Source organism: Limnochordia bacterium (assembly GCA_023230925.1).
Lineage (GTDB): Bacteria > Bacillota > Limnochordia > DUMW01 > DUMW01 > JALNWK01.
The window spans coordinates 1-19,313 of the sequence record JALNWK010000053.1; the positions used below are offsets into that span (position 1 = coordinate 1).

A 19,313-nucleotide genomic window follows, 5' to 3' on the forward strand; every position below is an offset into this window, starting at 1 on the left:
CAGCGTTCGTCCTGAGCCAGGATCAAACTCTCCGTTAAATTTATCTAAAGTGCCGAAGCACCCTAGGATCTACTTTGAGCTAAATCCTTAGCTTAATTTAAATCTCAAGGCTTCTCGCTTTTCATATACTGTTCAGTTGTCAAAGAACTGTGGCGGTGAGTGCTGTTCATCACCGACGATACGTAGTTTAGCATATCCAATTAGGAGTGTCAAGGGTCATTTTTGAAAAACCAAAGCTTCTATCTCAAGCCCGGCAACACTTATCCCATCAGTCCACTAAGCAAATCCGAGCGAAACTGCGCTTCCCCACCTTGAGCAAAGCACCATCTTGAACCTCCCAATCCAAGTCCGGATTTGTAATTGGCTCATCATCTATTCGGACTGCATTCTGGGACACAAGTCTTCTTGCTTCACTGTTTGTCCCTGCAAAACCAGCTTCAGTAATCAGCTTGATAATCCAGATCCGGTTATCTTCCAATTGGGCCCGGGAGAAACTGATCTCCATTACATCATCGGGTACATCCTTATCAACAAACACCAAATCAAAGTGTTGTTCCGCCGAAACAGCCGCATCTTCCCCGTCGAAACGAGCAACTATATCCCTGGCGAGTCGTCTTTTCAGCTTAGCTGGATGCAAGGTACCTGCTTGGACTTCCTGCTGCATTCTGTCCAGCTCATCCAAGGGAACATCGGTGAGTAATTCGAAGTACATTGGCATTAACTCATCGGGAATCGACATAATCTTACCGAACTTCTCTTCAGGAGGATCATCCAAGGCAATATAGTTTCCAAGGGACTTACTCATCTTTTCCTTGCCATCGGTACCCAACAAAATAGGGACACACAAACCCACCTGGGGTTCTTGACCGAGATCCTTTTGGAGCTCCCTGCCCACGAGAATATTGAACTTTTGGTCTGTTCCACCAAGCTCGATATCCGCCTGAATCATCGCCGAGTCATAACCTTGCATCAGGGGATAAGCTAGCTCATGGAGACTTATGGGCAGCTGATTCTGAAACCTATGGGCAAAATCCTCTCGCTCTAGCATTCGGGCTAGAGTCATGTTGGAAAGAAGATTAATCACATCAGAGAAACCCATCTTACTAAACCAAGTACCATTGTAGACCACCTGGGTACGTTCCCGATCGATGATCTTGAATACTTGCTCCGTATAGGTTTTGCAGTTGGCCATTACCTGCTCGTGGGTAAGCTGTGGCCTGGCCTTATTGCGTCCCGATGGATCTCCCACCGTAGCTGTGTAGTCCCCTATAATTAGAATAGCCTGATGACCTAGATCCTGAAACTGTTTCAGTTTGAGAAGGGGCACAATATGGCCCAGATGCAAATCCGTTCCCGTAGGATCCACGCCAAGCTTCACCTTTAGCGGCCTTCCTTCCTTGCGGGACTTCTCCAGTTTTTTAGCAAGTTCTCCTTCAGGAAAGGTGTCCACAACGCCTCTTTGCACTTGCGTCAAAACATCCTGACAATCCACTTTCATCACCTCAACATGAAATAAAAAAAGCCTTACCCATAGTCCCCAAAGGGACGGGAAGGCTCCCGCGGTACCACCCTACTTGATCGCAAACAGGATCCGCTCATTGAACTTTCATTAACGCCGAAAGCGCGGACTAGGCTACTTTATTCACCCAGACAGCTCGAAGGTGTACGTCCACAGGTTCAGATTGGCTTGCACCAACCGCCAACTCTCTGCTACTGAATCACTGTTTCTCATCCTTGTCATTGCCTTTAGTGTTTTCGTTTGTGACATTATAGCATAACCACCCTGCAATAACAACACAACGCGATCACTAATCGCTCACTTATGATCCTGCCGAGGTGTTGAACCAACTAGCAACAAGACCTTCCGGAGGAGATAAGTCGTCACAATCAAGTCCAGGCACAAAATTGTTCCGCGCACACCTAGTTTGCATCAACCCAGACAACTACAGCTCCATGACAACTTATCTGTCAACATGTCTGCAATCGAATAGTCCAGAATAAGAATCGATTGATAATGTTGTACCAACCCATTAATATAGTTGGCCGAGAAGACAGTGCATGGCATAATACTTCAGAGAGACGGACAATATTTTCCATTAGGCAGGACATGATCAGGGGGTATGTCGAAGCTAATCCGTAGATCCGATGAAGGTAGTATATCGGGTACCTGTTGGCCCGATGAGAATTGCAGTGCGCGTGAATCGATGACGCATACCAACAACCACAAAGAAGTGCATGTGGCTTAGTACTATGCTATAATTACTTTTGTAATACAGTCGGTCTTCGGAAAGAGTTCCTACTTAAGTAGTAGGGGGGATGCATATATGGCACGCAGTTCGCGTCTGCGTCGCTTTTGGGCTCTAATCCTGGTTATATTACTGTGCACTGTAGCTGGCACGGGTGTTGGGTTGTTTGTCGGTTTTCTTGAAAATGCTCCTTCGTTAGATGAGGTCAACTTCAACCCCGAATTCACTACATACATCTACGACATCAATGGCAAGACCATTGGGCATTTGTACCGACAGAATCGTGTCTTTGTACCGATTGAACAGATTCCAACACACGTGCAAAATGCTTTTGTTGCTATTGAGGATCACAATTTCTACCAGCACAACGGTATTGATTTTGTTGCCGTTGGCCGATCAATCCTGGTGAATATACGGGAGAAGCGGTTCGCACAGGGCTTCAGTAGTATTACGCAGCAGTTGGCCAGAAACGCCTTCTTACACAATAAAAAACAGGTATCTCGAAAACTTCAGGAGATCCTGTGGGCTATTCAGATTGAACGTAAGTATAGTAAACCGGAGATTCTGGAAGCGTACTTGAACATTATTCTTTTCGGCGATGCAGCATGGGGAATCGAAGCTGCGTCTCAAAGCTATTTTGGCAAAAGTGTAGAGGACCTGACCCTAGCCGAAGGTGCTTTGCTAGCCGCGATTGTCAATCGACCTAACTCCCTTAACCCTCGCATCAACATGGAAGGGGCAGTAAGCCGACGTAACTTGGTCCTTTCCCAGATGCATCGTTTTGGGTACATTACTGCTCAGCAAGCAGAAGAAGCAATCAAAGAACCGGTTATTCTTGTAGAGAAAGAGGACAAGTCTCCTCTTAAGACCGAGTACTTCATTAATTACGTTCGTGACCAACTGATCAGTATTTATGGTGTAGATTTAGTCTACGCTGGGGGCCTTCGGGTCTATACCACGTTGGATTTAGAAATGCAGACCATTGCCGAGGAAGTAATACTAAACAGCCTTCCCGAAGGAAAGGAAGACGAAAATGGACTAATGCAACCCCAGGGAGCTTTGGTGGCCATCGACCCAAGAACCGGTTATATCAAGGCTATGGTTGGCGGTCGAGGTACCGATAAACTCAATCGGGCAGTCCAATCACCAAGGCAGCCAGGATCCGCGATGAAGCCCTTCGTATACATTGCTGCCTTGGAAATGGGTTATACACCAGCAACTGTATATGACGACCGTCCTATGCAGTTTACACTACCCACCGGCGAAATCTATGAGCCGCGAAACTATAACAACGAGTACTTCGGTCCGATCACCTTAAGGAAAGCCATAGAGGAATCGGTTAACTCCGTAGCCGTACAGGTTTTGGATGAGATTGGTCCAACAGCTGCCTATGAAGTGGCTAAGAGAATGGGGATTACCACCCTTGTGGACAAGCAAGGTGAGCTCACAGATAAGACCCTCGCCTTTGCCCTAGGTGGTCTTACTTACGGTACTACCACCATGGAAATGGCTAGTGCCTACGGGATTTTGGCTAATCAAGGCGTGTGGGTGGAACCCATATCCATCGTAAAAGTTGTCGGCCCGAACGGTACCGATGAGTTTACGCCCAAACGTAAACCGGTTTTGAGCGAACAAGTAAGCTATCTAATGACCGACATGCTCAGGGGCGTCATCTCCCGTGGGACAGGTAGACGTGGGAACATCGGTAGGCCTGCCGCTGGCAAAACCGGTACCACTGTCAATAACCGAGATGCCTGGTTTATCGGCTACACGCCGGAACTTTCAGTGGCAGTGTGGCTAGGCGAAGACATCCCGAAAAAGATGACTTACAATGGGGTAAACTATGGCAGCTGGAAGACCACCGAAATCTGGGGGGAGTTTATGTCACTAGTTACGAAGAACACTCCCGTTACAGATTTTCGAAAGCCACCAGGAGTAGTCGAAAAGACCATCGATATCAAGACTGGGCTCCTAGCCCACTCTGGCATTCCTAGCACAGAGACAAGTGTTGAGAAGTTCATTGCGGGTACTGAACCAACTAGCTACTCACCCAGATATACCTGGCCTGCACAACCGGAAACGCCGGAGGAACCAACGGTAGAACCAAGCGAAGAAGAAGCACCGAAGAAACGTTCTCCTTGGGAAGAGTTCTTCAATGAACTGTTCAGGCGCGGCAATTAAAAAGATGAAAAAGCCTTTTGCTAGGATCAGTACCTAGCAAAAGGCTCTGCAAATCTCTTCTGCGTTGACATCCAAGGCTTCCCGCGCTTATGGCCAAGATCTAACAGGAAGACCCTCTCGAATACCCGACATCCAACAGGCTAATCTGTAACATCCCGCGGTGTATACTACTGCAGATGAACTACCGTCACACCAAAGCCTCCTTCGGCTGGTGGTGCAATATGATAATCCTTGACCCCGGCATGGGTCCGCAGATAGTCTCCAATGGCCTTGCGTAGGATCCCCGCCCCTTTACCATGGACTATCCGTACTGGTGAAAGCCCCGCTAACATCACATCGTCGAGGTACTTATCCAAAGCATAAATAGCCTCATCGACGGTCATCCCCCGGAGATGGACTTCCTGGGATATGGTGCTACTTTTGCTCCGTACTAATTTACCCATCCCTGACTTTGTACGGGTTAAACCGCTCGTCTCTTCACTGTTTTCCTGGGCTGGTGCCAGATCATTACTGTCTACAACCACCTTCATGATACCCACCTGCACCTGCACTTGCCCCTGTTTAGGAGCCTCCAGGAGGGTACCCTGTTGCTGTAGACTTCTGATAAAAACAGAATCCCCACACCGCAGATTCTCTTGCCAGAGGGGATCGTGGGGCACTTTTTTCTTCTGTTGCCCTTCGCGCTCCTCAAGCTCCTTCTCTTTTTCCTCCAGTTGCATTCGAACTTGCAGGGCAACATCCTCTAGTTCCTCTTTATCCTTTACTTTGCGCATCCTACCAAGGAGATCCTCAAATTCCTGACGGGTTTGACGGATCATTTGTTTTGCTTCCCGCTCGGCATTACGAATAATCTGGTTCTTCTCACTGTTTAGTTGCCTTAGTCGCTCATCGTATTCCTGCCGTAGTTTTGCATAGGATTTTTCCTCTAACTCGGCCTGCATCGCACTAGAACGCGCCTGTCTTTCCCGAAGTTGAATACTCTCAATTAGCTCATCTAAGGCAAAGTCCTCCTCGGAGCGGAACCGAAGGGCCTTTTGATGAATCTCCTGTTCTAATCCAAGGCCCAAGGCAATCTGAAAAGCATTGCTCTTCCCCGGCAGACCAATCATTAGTCGATAGGTTGGCTTTAAGGTCTGCGTATCAAACTCCACACAGGCATTTTCCATGAGGGAATGGTGGAAGGCAAAACCCTTTAACTGACTGTAATGGGTAGTCGCCACCACTAAGCATTTCTCCACCAAATGCTCCAAGATGGCCATGGCCAATGCAGAACCTTCATCAGGATCGGTTCCCGCCCCAAGTTCATCGAGCAGGACCAATGAGCCCGGTGTGACCTGGTCCAATATCTTGATGATATTCCTCATATGTCCTGAAAACGTCGACAGACTCTGCTCAATGCTCTGTTCGTCACCAATATCGGCAAAGATGTGCTCGAATACAGGTACCACACTTCCAGGATCCGCAGGTATGGGCAGCCCACACTGAACCATCAGGCAGAGCAGCCCAAAAGTCTTCAGCACTACGGTTTTCCCACCGGTATTAGGCCCGGTGATCACCAACGCCCGATAACCCTCTCCTAAGTAGAGATCATTGGCCACGACATCCTTACCCAGAAGGGGATGCCGAGCTCCCCGGATCTCTACGCGGTAATCATCCACAATCTCCGGGCAAGATGCATCGAGCAAAGCGCTGTAACGAGCCTTTGCGAAGGTAAAATCTAAATGTCCTAGGGCCTCTAAAGAAACCATGGCTTCTTCTGCAAAGTAGCCCACCTCATTGCTCAGCTCCCGAAGAATCCGCTTAACCTCGGCCTCCTCCGCGTTGATTAAGCGCCGCAGTTCATTGTTCAGCCTAACAACTACCTCCGGCTCTATGAAAACTGTGGCACCGCTACTGGACAAATCATGGATTATTCCCGGCAACGCGTCCTTGTATTCCTGTTTCACCGGCACAACATATCTTCCGGCCCGCATTGTCACAATGCCATCTTGTAGCATTTTCTGGTATCGTCCCGAATGGACAATCTCCTGCAGACGGGATTTGACTTGGTTTTGGGTAGTCTGGATCTGCCGTCTAATGGTTCTTAGTGCAGAACTGGCACTATCCTTGATCTTGCAGTTCTCGTCGATACACTGGCCAATCCGCTCCTCCAGCCTGGCATTGGGAGTAATCTGCTCAGCCCACTGACAAAGACACCAAAGCTCGGTATCCTCCTCCCCTACTTTGAGCAGAAAACGTCGCATTAGCCGCATAACCTGAAGATCTGATTGGATATCGGCCAGTTCCTCAGGGGATAACATTGCGCCCACCTTAGCACGCCGCAGGGGTTCACGGATGTCTTTCAATCCCCGCAAAGGAATAGATCCACCCTGTTCCCTACTCAGACGAATAGCCGCCTCGGTCTCTGCAAGCAGCGACCTTATTTGTTCTTTATCACTTAAGGGTCGCAATTCCTCACAAAGATCCTGACCCAATGAAGAAAGACAATGTCCTGCTAAGGCATTCTGAACCTTAGCAAATTCAAGTACTTTTAAAGTATGCTCGTACACCTGTGTTCCCTTCCCATTTGCAGTCCAGTTGACATCTTAGTATATCTTAAAGCGGAAACCGGAAAAGATCAATCACCCGAGATTGGGCCATTCGACCCAGCCAAATCAGACTCCCCGGTAAAAATGTCCTAGAGTATAGTCCCCTCTTAGCATATCTAGAAGCTCCCCCTCAATACTGGCTAAGCCCTCATCGTCAGCAGACAAGGCCTCCCGGTACAGGCGGACAATGGTAATAGCCTCGGGCAACTGATGCAATCGCAGATCTAGGCGAATCACTGAAACTCCCACCCGTTTAAGTGTAGGTATAGTTCTAAGGGCCGCAAGTTCCTTGGAATTGAACAAATGCATGCGGCAAGAGCCATCGGTACGAATCGGAAAAGTAAAATTCATCCGATCTACTAAAGCCCCTCTCCCGTCCCCCAGACAATGCTGACAACCAAGAAGCTGACCTGGACAATACTCAGAAACCATCAATGGCAATCGTCCGTGGACAATGACCTCGGTGGGAGTAGCCCCAGTGGCAATGGTACTAATCTGAGAGAGGGTCAACTCCACAGACAAGCACACCCTTGCACATCCTAGATCACCCATCCGCTTCAGTGCGATGCGGTTATAAACGTTAAACGAGAAGTCTGCCCCAAGGGGACCCTTGCCTCTTAGTGCATAGAGAGTACCAAGGTTACCAACTAGAAATCCCTGGGGCAGATCGTCCTCGGCTGCTTCGACAATCCGCACAATCTCCGCCAGCTCTCTGCGCTGGGTGATTCGAGGAAAAGCCCACAAAAGCTCTATTTCCTGCTTCTTAGCTAGATCCCTTGCGGCAACGTACTCCTCCAAGGGATAGACCGCACTTTGACACTGGTTGTGGCCACCTTTGAATCTTTCCCCGCCGAAGTAGATAAGATCCGCCCCCGCCTCACTTAAGGGCACAATGGCTTCCTTCTCATTGATATATACCGCTAGTTTGGGATTAGTTCCTTCTTTCGGGCGGACCGATGGATGAATGATTTGGTAACTTGAGTCAATAGCCGGTCGCCGAAAATGGTTGGTGCGTAGCTCCGACAAGAGCTCAAAGGCCTTCCTGCGCACCCGTTTTATCTCCCCTAAGGGCACCATTACTTCACCGGTAATAATCACTTCACACTCCTCAGCCCGGAAGGGGACATTACCCAATTGCAGCAGTTTTTCCGAAACAACCTCCTCGGTCAGTGGCTGGGTACGGGCAGGTTGACCCACCCCCTGGCTTATTTGTTTCACATAGTTCCCGTCATCATCCCAAAGCTCCAAGGTAAAGGGTTGACCGACCATTGCCGTTGCCTTGATTCTTACCGGCACAGTGCGCCAACACCGGGGGGATGTATAAGTATCAATGGCTTGGGGGTCGGTGACCCGCTTGTATACCTCATCGCCCATGCTTACTCTACCCCGATGCCGCCAATTAACAATGGACCCAGCGTCAGCGGTCTTAACCGGTCTACTTCCTTGGCGCAGATCAAGGACAGTGCTCTTACGAGGGCCATTATTCGTTTCCCAAAACTGAACCTGTTCCTTTTCTATGAGTTTTTTATCTATCTTGACCCAAACCCGATCCTGACTCACCTTAACTACCTGTCCTTGGTAAACACCCCGATTGCCCGGGTAATGATAGTTAACTAACTGCTCACCCCGACTACCCCACAAATGGCCCAAAGTAAACCCTCTGCTAAAGGCGGCCTCCAACTGGTTTCTTTCTTCCTCCCTAGCTACAAAGCCCAGAGGATCCCCAATGGCTCGGTCCAGTGCCTCCCGGTATACTTTGGTGACGATAGCCACATATTCCGGTGCCTTCATTCGCCCTTCAATCTTTAGGGCTGCTACCCCGCTTTGCACAATAGAGCCAAGACGTTCAAGAGTACATAAATCCTTGGTGCTTAGCAGATACCCGGCTAGACCCTTACTGCCGGGTAAGTTCAGACAATACCTCATCCGACAGGGTTGGGCACATCTACCTCGGTTACCACTGCGCCCACCCAGAAGTGAACTGAAAAGACACTGGCCTGAATAGGAAACGCAAAGGGCACCGTGGGCAAAAATCTCAATCTCAATGGGGCTGGCGGCCCTCAGCAGGGATATCTCCTCCAAGGAAAGTTCCCTAGCAAGGACAACCCGGCTAATGCCAAGTTCCTCAAGGACCCTAAGATCCGAGGGATTATGCACCGTCATCTGGGTACTAGCATGGAGAGGAATCCTGGTGAATTCCTTGGCCAGTTCCACTACCGCCAAATCCTGGACAATCAGTGCGTCAACACCAATTTCGTGGAGAAAGCGCAGATGGTCTACTAACTCCTCTAGCTCCGGATCGGCTACAATGGTATTTACCGTAACGTAAAGCCTTACCCCCCGGATGTGACAATAGTCAACGGCTTCCACTAGTTGCCTTTGATCAAAATTCGCTGCATAGGCCCGAGCACTGAAGGCAGTCCCACCAACGTAAACACTGTCTGCCCCATTTTCCACGGCAGCCCGTAAAGCATCAAAACTCCCCGCGGGTGCCAATAGTTCCACCATTTATGCAACCTCCATGCGATCAGCTACTTACTGCGACTGTGTCTAATAAACCCTGAGCAAGCAATGATCTCCATACCCGAAAGCTTGTCCAACAACAAGTTCATGCCCAGAGAATCGCTGGCCATGTGTCCGGCAATGACAACATTAATATGTGCTTTTTTAGCCTCTTCCAGATTGTTCTCCCCAATATGCATGCAGACGATGGTCCCCACCCCGGCAACGGCATATTTCTCGAACATATCCTTTGAACCGCCAGTGCCTCCAGTCATGTCAACAAAGACCTTACCTGCCCGCCCCTTTTTGTCCCCGGCAACTATCTTAAGGCCAGCTTCGTCACTTTTGGCCTGGGCATACTCGGGCTCTTCCAACAGGAGTTCAAGGACATCCCCCAAGATCCGAGGACTGTTTTCGTCAAACTTCTGCTGAAGATAACTGGCCACGTGGTTATCTGCTGGGGTATGAATACACATCAGTGGAATATCCAATAATCGGGCTGCATCCCGAGCCCGCTGATGGTTGGTTGGTAGCAGAGCTCGTTCCACCTGGCTAATCCGCTCCTTCAGCACACCTTCGGCCACGTTAATGGGAACACCCAGCATAGCCGCTAGATCCTCTTGCATATGCATCACTTGGTACAGTCTAGCTAGGGCCGTACCCTCCGGATGATGGGATAGAACCAGGTCGATGCGCCGCCCCTTTTCCTTTAACCGGTCGGCGAGCAACACCTCACCCACTTCCATGTCAATACCGGCTAGGATCGAGCCGACCTCAATATTCTCATCTCCATAGAGGATCCGGGTATCGGCATAGGGATTGGTCAAACGTTCCTGGTCAAAGAATTCCTTTTCTTTGTCCTTCATCTGGCTGTATTCCTCGGCTGACTGTTTTAACTGTTGTTCCACAATCTCCTTACCCCGGGGATCAACAGCAATCCCCTCGGTAACCGCAAACCGATATAACTCACCTAGTTTCATTGTTCATAACCTCCAACCTGACATTTACTCGTCGAGCTTAATCCCAAGAACAGCTCTGCAAGCCTAGTGACATCAAATATCTTCGTTCCAATTTTAGCACTCCCCAGCAAGATAATCCATCAGGCGTCCCAAGGGCCAACAATTGATTACATCCTCTTGAGTAAGCCAGGCTCGCCGCCCCACCCAAAGACCATAGGTCAAAAAACCGAACTGAATGGGGGAATGGGCGTCACTGTTAATCGCAAGTTTGACACCCCTTTCTACCGCTTGCCGGGCGTAGGTCTCATCCACATCAAGTCGTTCGGGATGACTGTTGATCTCTAAGGCGGTACCGGTGCGGACAGCAGCCTCAATAATCCGTTCAATATCCACGCCATATCCCTCCCGCTTACCAAGGAGCCTACCGGTTAAATGACCGATGATGTCCACATGGGGGTTTTCCATGGCGGCAATAATCCTACGGGTCATGGTTTCCCGGTCAAGGTGGAAACTCCGATGAATGCTGGCCACCACCACATCAAGCTCCTTCAATACAGAATCGGGCAGATCAAGTTGCCCATCCTCCAGGATATCCACCTCGATACCGGCCAGGACCGTAAAGTCATTTAACTCCCGATTGACCTGCTCAATCTCTTTCCGTTGCTCCCTGATCCGCTCAGGGGTAAGTCCCCCGGCAATTTTCAGAGATTGGGAATGATCACAAAGGGCCACATAAGATAATCCCGCCCGTTTAGCCCCTTGGGCCATTTCCACAATGCTGCTGGTCCCATCGCTGTAATTTGTATGGACATGGAGATCCCCCGCTAGATCCTCTGGCTCAATGAGGGTGGGCAGCTTCCCTTCTAGGGCCAACTCCACCTCTCCTTGGTCCTCCCGCATTTCCGGAGGGATATACTGCATCCCGACACTAGCGTAGATGTCCTCTTCATCGGTAACCGCAAGGGAGCCCCTCTCGTCAGTTAACCCCTCGGGGCCAATGGAAATACCGTGTTTAGCTGCTACCTCTGTCATTTTGTGCAGATGGGATGCAGCACCGGATAGCAAATACCACCGTAGGGGAAAAATATCCGGTGCAACCAGAAATATATGGACCCTTAGGCCCTCTACCACAAGTTCTAGACAATGATCCTTGGCGCGAGGAGTCTCTTTTAGTAAGGGATACTTGGCGATCGCCCCAGGGAAGCCAGCAAAGTCTTCACTGACCACCAACAGATCCACCCGGTCCAGTACGCGGCATCTTCGCCGCAGCTGCCCTGTGGCTTCCACCCGGCATACTCGTGGTATGCAGCGACAGAAATCTCCAAGGTGTCTTTCCAACAGAACGGCGGTGGAGATGAGCATCTTACCTTGGTATTGCTCATAACGGGCCATTCCCCGCTGGAGGCGTTCCACCGACTTTGGTCCAAGACCCGCTACTCCTTGAAGCTTCCCTTGGGCCAAGGCCTCCGCCAGATCCTTCATTGATGAAATCCCCAGTTCTTGATGAAGAAGCCGGGCAGTTTTGATTCCCACCCCAGGGACCCTGGATACCTCCAGTAGACCCGCTGGAAAGCGACCCTTTAGCTCCTCATACTGCGAAATAGTCCCGGTTCTAAGCCATTCATCAATATTGGAGGCAATAGCGGCTCCTACACCGGGGATTTGTCTTAGGGCGTCTTGCCTGTGCAATGAACGAATATCTTGTGGTAAATTCTGAATGCTTTTGGCAGCCCGCCGGTATGCTCTAGTTTTAAAGGGGTTTTCATCGGCTAGGTCCAACAAAGTTGCCATTTCCTGGAGCAACAATGCCACCTGTATGTTTTCCACATAGGTACTCCTTTCCAAATGAACACCCTCACCCAAATAATCTTGTAATAGTTCCATACATAAAAGGAAGCCAAGTGAAGATCCGGTAAGTAATCCCGGAGGTTTCCACTACTCCCCCTAGTTTTGTCAAAATACTAAGTTTCGAACCAAAAACGAAGGTGATGAAACTGCCAGTAATCACAAAGGCACACAAAAGGCCAAATCCAGCACCCACAATACGATCGGAAGTGCCAAACCGGCCCTGTTGCATGATGTCCTTTAACCATCGCCCCATCAGACCCACTACCACAGTAATACTAACACTGACTAATAAAAACACAAAAGCACCCAATAGCACATAGGGGACATTCAGGCGGGCTGAGAGGGCCTGGCCCCACGACTCGTGGGTCTTAAGGGCAAAGAACAGACCTAGCATAGGTCCCCCGATCCTGCCGAGATGGAAAACAAATCCATCACGGAAACCCCGATAGCCCATGACTAGGAAAAAAGCTAGGACCAAAACATCAAACCAGCTCATCGAGCTTCCTCCAAAAGCTTCAGTAGCTCCTCATTATCCTTGCGGGCTTGATGTAGCTCACCGGCCAGATTCAACGATACTAGTACCGCCACCTTATATAGTGGTAGTCCCTTATACTTCATCTGTAATGCCGATATTCTTTCATCAACCTCTCGGGCCACCTCAGCAATATACTCCTTGGGTACTGCTCCCCTTATTACATAGCTTTCACCGTAGATCTCCACTTTTTCGGTCACCAGAGGCTTTTGCTCAACGCTTCCTACGGCCCTTTGGTCCTTTGCCACCGTCCTTCACCCCCCGCCCGACGTTTAACGGCGTAGACTTACCTTTAGCTCCTCTTGCAGTCTTTCTTCAAGTTCGCTTTCGATCTGGACGATCTCCTCATCCACTAAGGTGCGATCCTCTGCCTGATACGTCACCGTATATGCGAGACTGCGGTACCCTGTTGGGACCTGTTTTCCGGTATACACATCAAATAGCCAAATGTCCTTAACAAGTTTCCCGCCGACTTCCTTGATCACATCGACCACCGCGTTGGATTGAACCTCCTTTGGAACAAGGAAGGCCATATCCCTCTTTACAAATGGATAGCGAATAATACCCACATAAGTCCGCTTAGCATCACACTTAGTAAGTAATGCTTCCACATCAAACTCCGCTACGTATGTCGATTCCTCTAATCCAAACCTTGCGGCACAATTGGGATGCAGTTGTCCTAGATAACCGATACTTTCACCGCCCACTAGAATCGTACCCCGTCTACCAGGATGCAAATAGGGACACTCACTGGGCATGAAGGTTAACTGCTGGGCACCGAGTCGATCCGCTAAAAGCTCCACAATCCCTTTTAGGTCATAGAAATCTACATCCTGCGGATCATGACCCCAGCTTATGCCAGGTCGCAACCCGGTCAAAAGCAGGGCACCCATCTCCCGTTCAATAGGTAGACCATTCTTCCCCTCCACCGGCCAGAACACCCGACCTAACTCGAATAAATGGACGTTTTCCGCCTGCCGGGATAGATTCCGCACAGCGGTATTGATTAACCCCGGCAAAAGACTTGTGCGCATCATACTCTGCCCTTCGCTCAAAGGGTTGGCAATGGTCAACACCTTCGATAGGTCCCGTTCAAAGACCGGGGTGTTTGCTTCAAGCCTCGCCAGATCATCGGGACTAATGAAACTGTAATTGAGAACCTCCTGCAACCCAGAGGCAATCAATAGCTCTCTGATCGTATCTCGCCCCGAAAGGAGCACGGTCTGGCCGGCAAATATCGTCTCGGTAGTTGGTAGCTCCGCCTTAATCCGATCATAGCCATATAGCCGGGCCACTTCCTCAATGATATCTGCTTCAATCCCCAGATCTCGCCGGAAGCTCGGGACAAGCACGATTAGCTTTTCCCCATCATATTCAACCGCAAGCTCTAGTCCTGCAAGCATTTCGGCCATTTCCTCCGGAGAGATGTCTGTGCCCAAAACCTTGTTCACCATCTGTGGCCGAACAGAAATGCGCATTGGGACATCGTCGACATTGTTCACATCGATCATCCCGGATAAAACATTGGCCCCGGCCAGTTCCTGCATCAACTGGCATGCCCGCTCTAGCGCATAGGTTGTTCCCGCAGGATCAAGGCCCTTTTCAAACCGGGCCGCAGCTTCACTATGCAATCCTAGTCTGCGCCCCGTCCGTCTAACACTAGCAGCCTTGAAATTAGCCGATTCCAGCAGAATATTCCTGGTTTCGGAAGTCACTTCCACATGGGCGCCACCCATGATCCCTGCAATGCAGACAGGTTCTGCTCCATCGGCAATCACTAAATCTTCGTTAGTTAGCGTACGCTCCACCCCGTCTAGGGTAACCATCTGCTCCCCTTGGTGGGCGCGCCTGATGACCAACTGGCGCTCTGCTAGTTTATCGTAATCGAAAGCATGCAGGGGCTGGCCTGTCTCCAACATGACAAAGTTTGTAATATCCACAATATTATTGATTGGACGCATACCCGCAGCCCTTAGGTACTGCTGCATCCAAATCGGTGAAGGTCCAATCTCTACCCCCGTAACGAGCCGTGCACAATAACGGGGACATAAATCCGGGCTCAGCACCTGTATACTTGTCCATTCTGTAATCGGAGAAGCCGACTCGGTAAAGGGACACTGGGGTATTGTCACTTTCCTACCCAACATCGCCGCTACTTCACGCGCCACCCCGATCACGCTAAGAAGATCAGGCCGGTTAGCGTAAATATCTATTTCGAAAGCAACATCATCTAGGAATAAGGCTTCCTCAATCCTCGTCCCTGGAGTAAAGTCATCCGGCAGTTCAATAATCCCTTGATGGTCATCGCCTATTCCCAGTTCATCGGCCGCACATAACATGCCGAAGGACTTCACACCACGAATAACGGCCTCCTGTACCAATAGCCCACTAGGTAGCTGGGCACCGGGCAATGCCACAGCGCTCACCATACCTTCCCTTACATTCGGAGCGCCACAGACTACACTTCGCACATCGTTAGGTCCCACTTCCACATCACATATGGTCAAGCGATCTGCCTGGGAATGAGGGGCTACTTTGAGTACCTTCCCCACAACTACCTTCCCTTGGAAATCTACCCCCATTGGTTCCATTCGATCAACGGTAACACCACTCATAGTCAGACGAGCGGCCAACTCCTCCACAGGCAGCTCTACATTTACATATTCTTTAATCCATCGATAAGATAACCGCAATTATGTTCACCCCAAATCTTACCAGTGCCGGCTAAAACTGGTTTAACAAGCGCAAATCGTTATCAAAAAACAGCCGAATATCATCTACTTCGTATCGTAGCATCGCGATCCGTTCCACACCCATACCAAAGGCAAATCCACCGACTTCATCCGGGTCGTAGTTGACTTGCTGCAGGACGTTAGGATGAACCATCCCTGCCCCTAGCACCTCAAGCCAACCGGTACCCTTACATAATCGACACCCCTCACCGCGACAAATCACACATCCAATATCCATTTCGGCGCTAGGCTCGGTGAAGGGAAAATAGCTCGGTCGGAAACGAACAGGTGTATCTTCTCCAAATAGTGCTGTGGCAAATAGAGATAGGGTTCCTTTCAAATCACCAAAGGTGATGTTTTTGCCCACAGCTAATCCCTCCACCTGATGGAACATGGGAGAGTGGGTAACATCGGAATCGCAGCGGTATACCTTTCCCGGAGCAATGATCTTAATTGGTGGTTTGGCTTCCTCCATCACACGAATCTGTACTGGTGAGGTTTGGGTACGCAGTAACACTTCATCACTAATATAGAAGGTATCCTGCATATCCCGCGCGGGATGATCCTTCGGTACATTTAACGCCTCAAAGTTGTAGTAATCAAGTTCCACTTCAGGGCCTTCTACCACTTCAAAGCCCAGACCCATAAAGACCCGCTTGATATCATCCAAGGTGGAGGTCAATGGATGTTTTGTACCATAGGCCGGTCTTCGGCCGGGCATGGTAATGTCGATCCGTTCCTCCAGAAGTCGCTGCTGGGTCTCTTCTAAAGATAATCTCTTACTCCGCTCTTCTAAGAGCGCATCCAGTTTTTGCCTTGCATTGTTCACTAACTGCCCCATACGGGGTCTTTGGGCATCATCGAGCTGCCCGATACTACGCAAAAGTGAGGTTAAGGCGCCCCTCTTTCCTATGTACTTAACACGTAGCTCCTCTAGCTCTCGAAGACTGTTGGCCGAACCAATAGCCTCAGAGCCCTCCTCAGTTATGGTTTTGATCTTGTCCTCCACGTGGGCAGGCCTCCCTTAAAAAAAGAGCTTTCCCGTTATTTGCACAACGAAAGAAAGCCCTCCCAAAATGGCAAACTCAAGTAGTTACTTGTCTGTTCTTCCTCCAAGTGTGAAAGAACCATCTAGTAATACACCCCGGTGCACACCTCTCCTGAACAGAAAGGTTGGCAAATATGATTGGCACACCGATCCAATCATACGCACAGGTGTGCCGAGCAATTCCCATCCCCTTTAATTAAAAACCGGCTTCTCCCTACACTAGAGCCAGCAAACTAGCGGCAGCTGAAAGTTACACCGCCCGTAGCTGTTTGTACAACAGGTACGCGACAATAGAACCGGTCGATTCAAAGATCTTCCAAAAAAAATCAGCTGTGGACATATGATCCCCCGCCCATATCAGGGTAGTGTTGATCTAAAAATCATAGTCCCATTATATCACACAGATTTACGCTTTACAATATCGCTGCCGATGGGCCTCATAGAGCAAAACCCCTGCCGCTACACCAACATTCAAGGATTCCACACCATTGGCCATGGGAATGGCAAGTCTTTCTTCGATCGCTTCTTCCAGTGCTGGACTCAAGCCAAAGGCCTCACTACCCACCGCAAGGGCCATTCCATTGCTAAAGTCGGCTTGAGTGTAATCAAGATCGGCTTGACCCGCGGCACCATAGAGCCTCACCCCGTTTTTCCTCAGGAAGCCCACAAGTTGCTCAGGGAAGACTTCCTGGCAAACCGGAACCCGGAATACAGCTCCCATACTAGCCCGTAGGCACTTCGGATTAAATAGATCTACACTGCCCCGGGTGAAAATGACCCCACTAGCCGCTGCCGCTGCTGCGGTACGGACTAGGGTCCCTGCATTTCCGGGGTCAGCTACTTGATCTGCCACCAAAATCAAAGGATTGGCATCCAGGCAGCACGTCAAGTCGTGATCAAATGCGCCCACCACGCTCACAATACCTTGGGGATGTTGAGTATCTGCTATGTCCTTCAATAGGTCATCGGAAACAACATAGCAAGGGCAGCGTTCCTGAAGCTGTCCACTCAGTTGTTCATATTCGGAATCCGTCCAGAATGTCTCGGTGCCTAGGGCCCAGTAGAACTGAAGGTTACCAGCCAGCAAGGCGTCGCTAACGAGTCGCACTCCCTCTAGAAGCACCTTTTCTTCCTTAAGGCGCCCCTTCCGCGTCCTCAAAAGACGGGTCGATTTGACCACACGATTCTGCCGGCTAGTAATCCGATCCATAGATTCAGTTGTCCAAACTCTTCTTGGCTATGGCTACCAACTCATTGAAGGCATCAGTGTCGTGTACTGCAAGGTCTGCAAGCATCTTCCGGTTGATCTCCACTCCAGCAGTCCGCAATCCGCTAATAAAACGGCTGTAAGACATTCCTGCATTGCGGGCCCCGGCGTTGATTCTGCTAATCCATAGTTTCCGGAAATCACGTTTCTTAGCCTTCCGATCGCGGTAGGCATAATTTAGAGATTTCATGACCGCTTGGTTCGCTGGGCGGAAAATCTTACTTTTCCTTCCCCGATAGCCCTTGGCCAATTTGAGTACCTTTTTATGTCGATGGCGTGTTACTGTTCCGCCTTTTGCACGTGGCATAGACGTTACCTCCTGTGCTAAAAACTAATAGGGCAGCAATCTGCTGATGCGCTCCTGATCTTGTTTACTTACATATGACGGGCGCCGCAATTGTCTTTTCCGCTTCGGGCTCTTACTGCTCAGCAAATGAGAACGAAAATTACTGCTCTTCTTAAACTTACCCGTTCCGGTTTTCTTAAAGCGTTTCGCGGCTCCTCGATGTGTCTTCATTTTAGGCATCGTTTTTCGCCTCCTTGGACTTTTCCTTAGCTGGGGCCAAAATCATAAACATGTTTCGACCTTCGAGGACTGGTGGACGTTCGATCTGTCCGTATTCCCCAAGGAGTTTGGCAAACTCCATCAGTCTTTTTCTGGCTAGGCCCGAATGAACAATTTCCCGTCCTCTAAAGCGGACCGTGACTTTAACCTTATCCCCAGCCTTCAGGAATCTCTCAGCATTGCGCACCCGCACATTGAAGTCATGCTCATCGATCTTAGGACTCATGCGCACTTCCTTGATATTGATTACCTTTTGGTTCTTCCTAGCTTCCCGTTCCTTCTTGGACTGCTCGTATTTATACTTCCCATAGTCCATGATTCGGCACACTGGTGGAGCAGCTTTGGGCGCAACTTCAACGAGATCTTGCCCTCTTTCCTCAGCCAACCTCATCCCCTCTGAGACGGGCATAATACCCAACTGTCCGCCGTCTGTATCCACTACTCGGATCTGGCGGGCCCGTATCTCTTGGTTAACCCTCAACTTATCAGTAATACTCGTCACCTCCTGGTATTTAATTACAAAACATCACCAACAAAAAAGAGCGGGATACTTCACCCGCTCTTTAAATCCTAGCAATAGGCTATAAGCCTAGTTTTCTAAGACCTTGCTGGCGTCGCCGCAAGGTGAGAAGCGGATGACTTCTACTTGCAAAGCCTCTGTTTCATATGAACCATGGACAGTGTAGCATATCTAGCTACAACCGTCAACACATTGAAGCCTAATGGCATCTACTATTAGATGCAACTTATATCCGAACCAGTAGGTTACTTTCTCCCAGGTCGTGCCGTCGGCACGCTTACCTTTATATGTTTTGGCACCGTACTTAGCATCGGTATCTCTACGA

At 49.7% G+C, this 19,313-nt stretch carries 15 protein-coding genes and 2 other annotated features; of the genes, 1 reads left to right on the forward strand and 14 read right to left on the reverse strand.

Annotated elements, in window-relative coordinates:
• Positions 1–268 precede the first annotated feature (268 nt).
• Positions 269–1,465, reverse strand: a complete 1,197-nt coding sequence (tyrS, locus tag M0Q40_10500) for a tyrosine--tRNA ligase (GenBank protein MCK9223028.1) — start codon at positions 1,463–1,465, stop codon at positions 269–271.
• A gap of 73 nt (positions 1,466–1,538) precedes the next feature.
• Positions 1,539–1,750 (reverse strand) — a binding site (T-box leader).
• 574 nt (positions 1,751–2,324) lie between these two features.
• On the opposite strand from tyrS, the gene M0Q40_10505 reads away from it, so the two are divergent.
• Complete coding sequence (locus M0Q40_10505; GenBank protein ID MCK9223029.1) at positions 2,325–4,427, forward strand: PBP1A family penicillin-binding protein; 2,103 nt, start codon at positions 2,325–2,327, stop codon at positions 4,425–4,427.
• Positions 4,428–4,594: 167 nt separating this feature from the next.
• Here the strand turns inward: M0Q40_10505 and M0Q40_10510 are convergent, their stop codons facing one another.
• The 13 genes from M0Q40_10510 to infC form a co-directional block, all read right to left on the reverse strand.
• On the reverse strand, positions 4,595–6,976 hold the full coding sequence (locus tag M0Q40_10510; protein MCK9223030.1) for an endonuclease MutS2: 2,382 nt from the start codon (positions 6,974–6,976) through the stop codon (positions 4,595–4,597).
• 105 nt (positions 6,977–7,081) lie between these two features.
• A complete protein-coding gene (locus M0Q40_10515) occupies positions 7,082–9,523 on the reverse strand; it encodes a U32 family peptidase (protein MCK9223031.1) in 2,442 nt (813 codons plus the stop codon).
• A gap of 23 nt (positions 9,524–9,546) precedes the next feature.
• On the reverse strand, positions 9,547–10,497 hold the full coding sequence (locus M0Q40_10520; protein MCK9223032.1) for an NGG1p interacting factor NIF3: 951 nt from the start codon (positions 10,495–10,497) through the stop codon (positions 9,547–9,549).
• Positions 10,498–10,590: 93 nt separating this feature from the next.
• The gene (gene polX, locus M0Q40_10525; protein MCK9223033.1) at positions 10,591–12,303 is read right to left on the reverse strand and encodes a DNA polymerase/3'-5' exonuclease PolX; all 1,713 of its coding nucleotides are present in this window, start codon (positions 12,301–12,303) and stop codon (positions 10,591–10,593) included.
• A 28-nt stretch (positions 12,304–12,331) separates the two neighbouring features.
• On the reverse strand, positions 12,332–12,820 hold the full coding sequence (locus tag M0Q40_10530) for a CvpA family protein (GenBank protein ID MCK9223034.1): 489 nt from the start codon (positions 12,818–12,820) through the stop codon (positions 12,332–12,334).
• Entirely contained in the window at positions 12,817–13,104 is a 288-nt protein-coding gene (locus tag M0Q40_10535; protein MCK9223035.1) for a cell division protein ZapA, read from the reverse strand. Before M0Q40_10535 ends, M0Q40_10530 begins: the two co-directional genes overlap by 4 nt.
• A 24-nt stretch (positions 13,105–13,128) precedes the next feature.
• Entirely contained in the window at positions 13,129–15,549 is a 2,421-nt protein-coding gene (gene pheT / locus M0Q40_10540; GenBank protein MCK9223036.1) for a phenylalanine--tRNA ligase subunit beta, read from the reverse strand.
• A 31-nt stretch (positions 15,550–15,580) separates the two neighbouring features.
• A complete protein-coding gene (gene pheS / locus M0Q40_10545; protein MCK9223037.1) occupies positions 15,581–16,597 on the reverse strand; it encodes a phenylalanine--tRNA ligase subunit alpha in 1,017 nt (338 codons plus the stop codon).
• Between the two features lie 289 nt (positions 16,598–16,886).
• Positions 16,887–16,976, reverse strand: a complete 90-nt coding sequence (locus M0Q40_10550) for a YqzL family protein (GenBank protein ID MCK9223038.1) — start codon at positions 16,974–16,976, stop codon at positions 16,887–16,889.
• 66 nt (positions 16,977–17,042) lie between these two features.
• Positions 17,043–17,846, reverse strand: a complete 804-nt coding sequence (locus tag M0Q40_10555) for an RNA methyltransferase (protein MCK9223039.1) — start codon at positions 17,844–17,846, stop codon at positions 17,043–17,045.
• A gap of 4 nt (positions 17,847–17,850) precedes the next feature.
• On the reverse strand, positions 17,851–18,210 hold the full coding sequence (gene rplT, locus M0Q40_10560) for a 50S ribosomal protein L20 (protein MCK9223040.1): 360 nt from the start codon (positions 18,208–18,210) through the stop codon (positions 17,851–17,853).
• Positions 18,211–18,234: 24 nt separating this feature from the next.
• Positions 18,235–18,429, reverse strand: coding sequence for a 50S ribosomal protein L35 (gene rpmI / locus M0Q40_10565; GenBank protein MCK9223041.1), 195 nt, complete (start codon positions 18,427–18,429; stop codon positions 18,235–18,237).
• Positions 18,422–18,961 carry a translation initiation factor IF-3 gene (gene infC / locus M0Q40_10570; GenBank protein ID MCK9223042.1) on the reverse strand — a complete coding sequence of 180 codons (540 nt, stop codon included), beginning with the start codon at positions 18,959–18,961 and terminating at the stop codon, positions 18,422–18,424. The genes rpmI and infC overlap by 8 nt, the downstream gene beginning before the upstream one ends.
• Before the next feature lie 35 nt (positions 18,962–18,996).
• Positions 18,997–19,122 (reverse strand) — a sequence feature (ribosomal protein L20 leader region).
• Between the last annotated feature and the right edge of the window lie 191 nt (positions 19,123–19,313).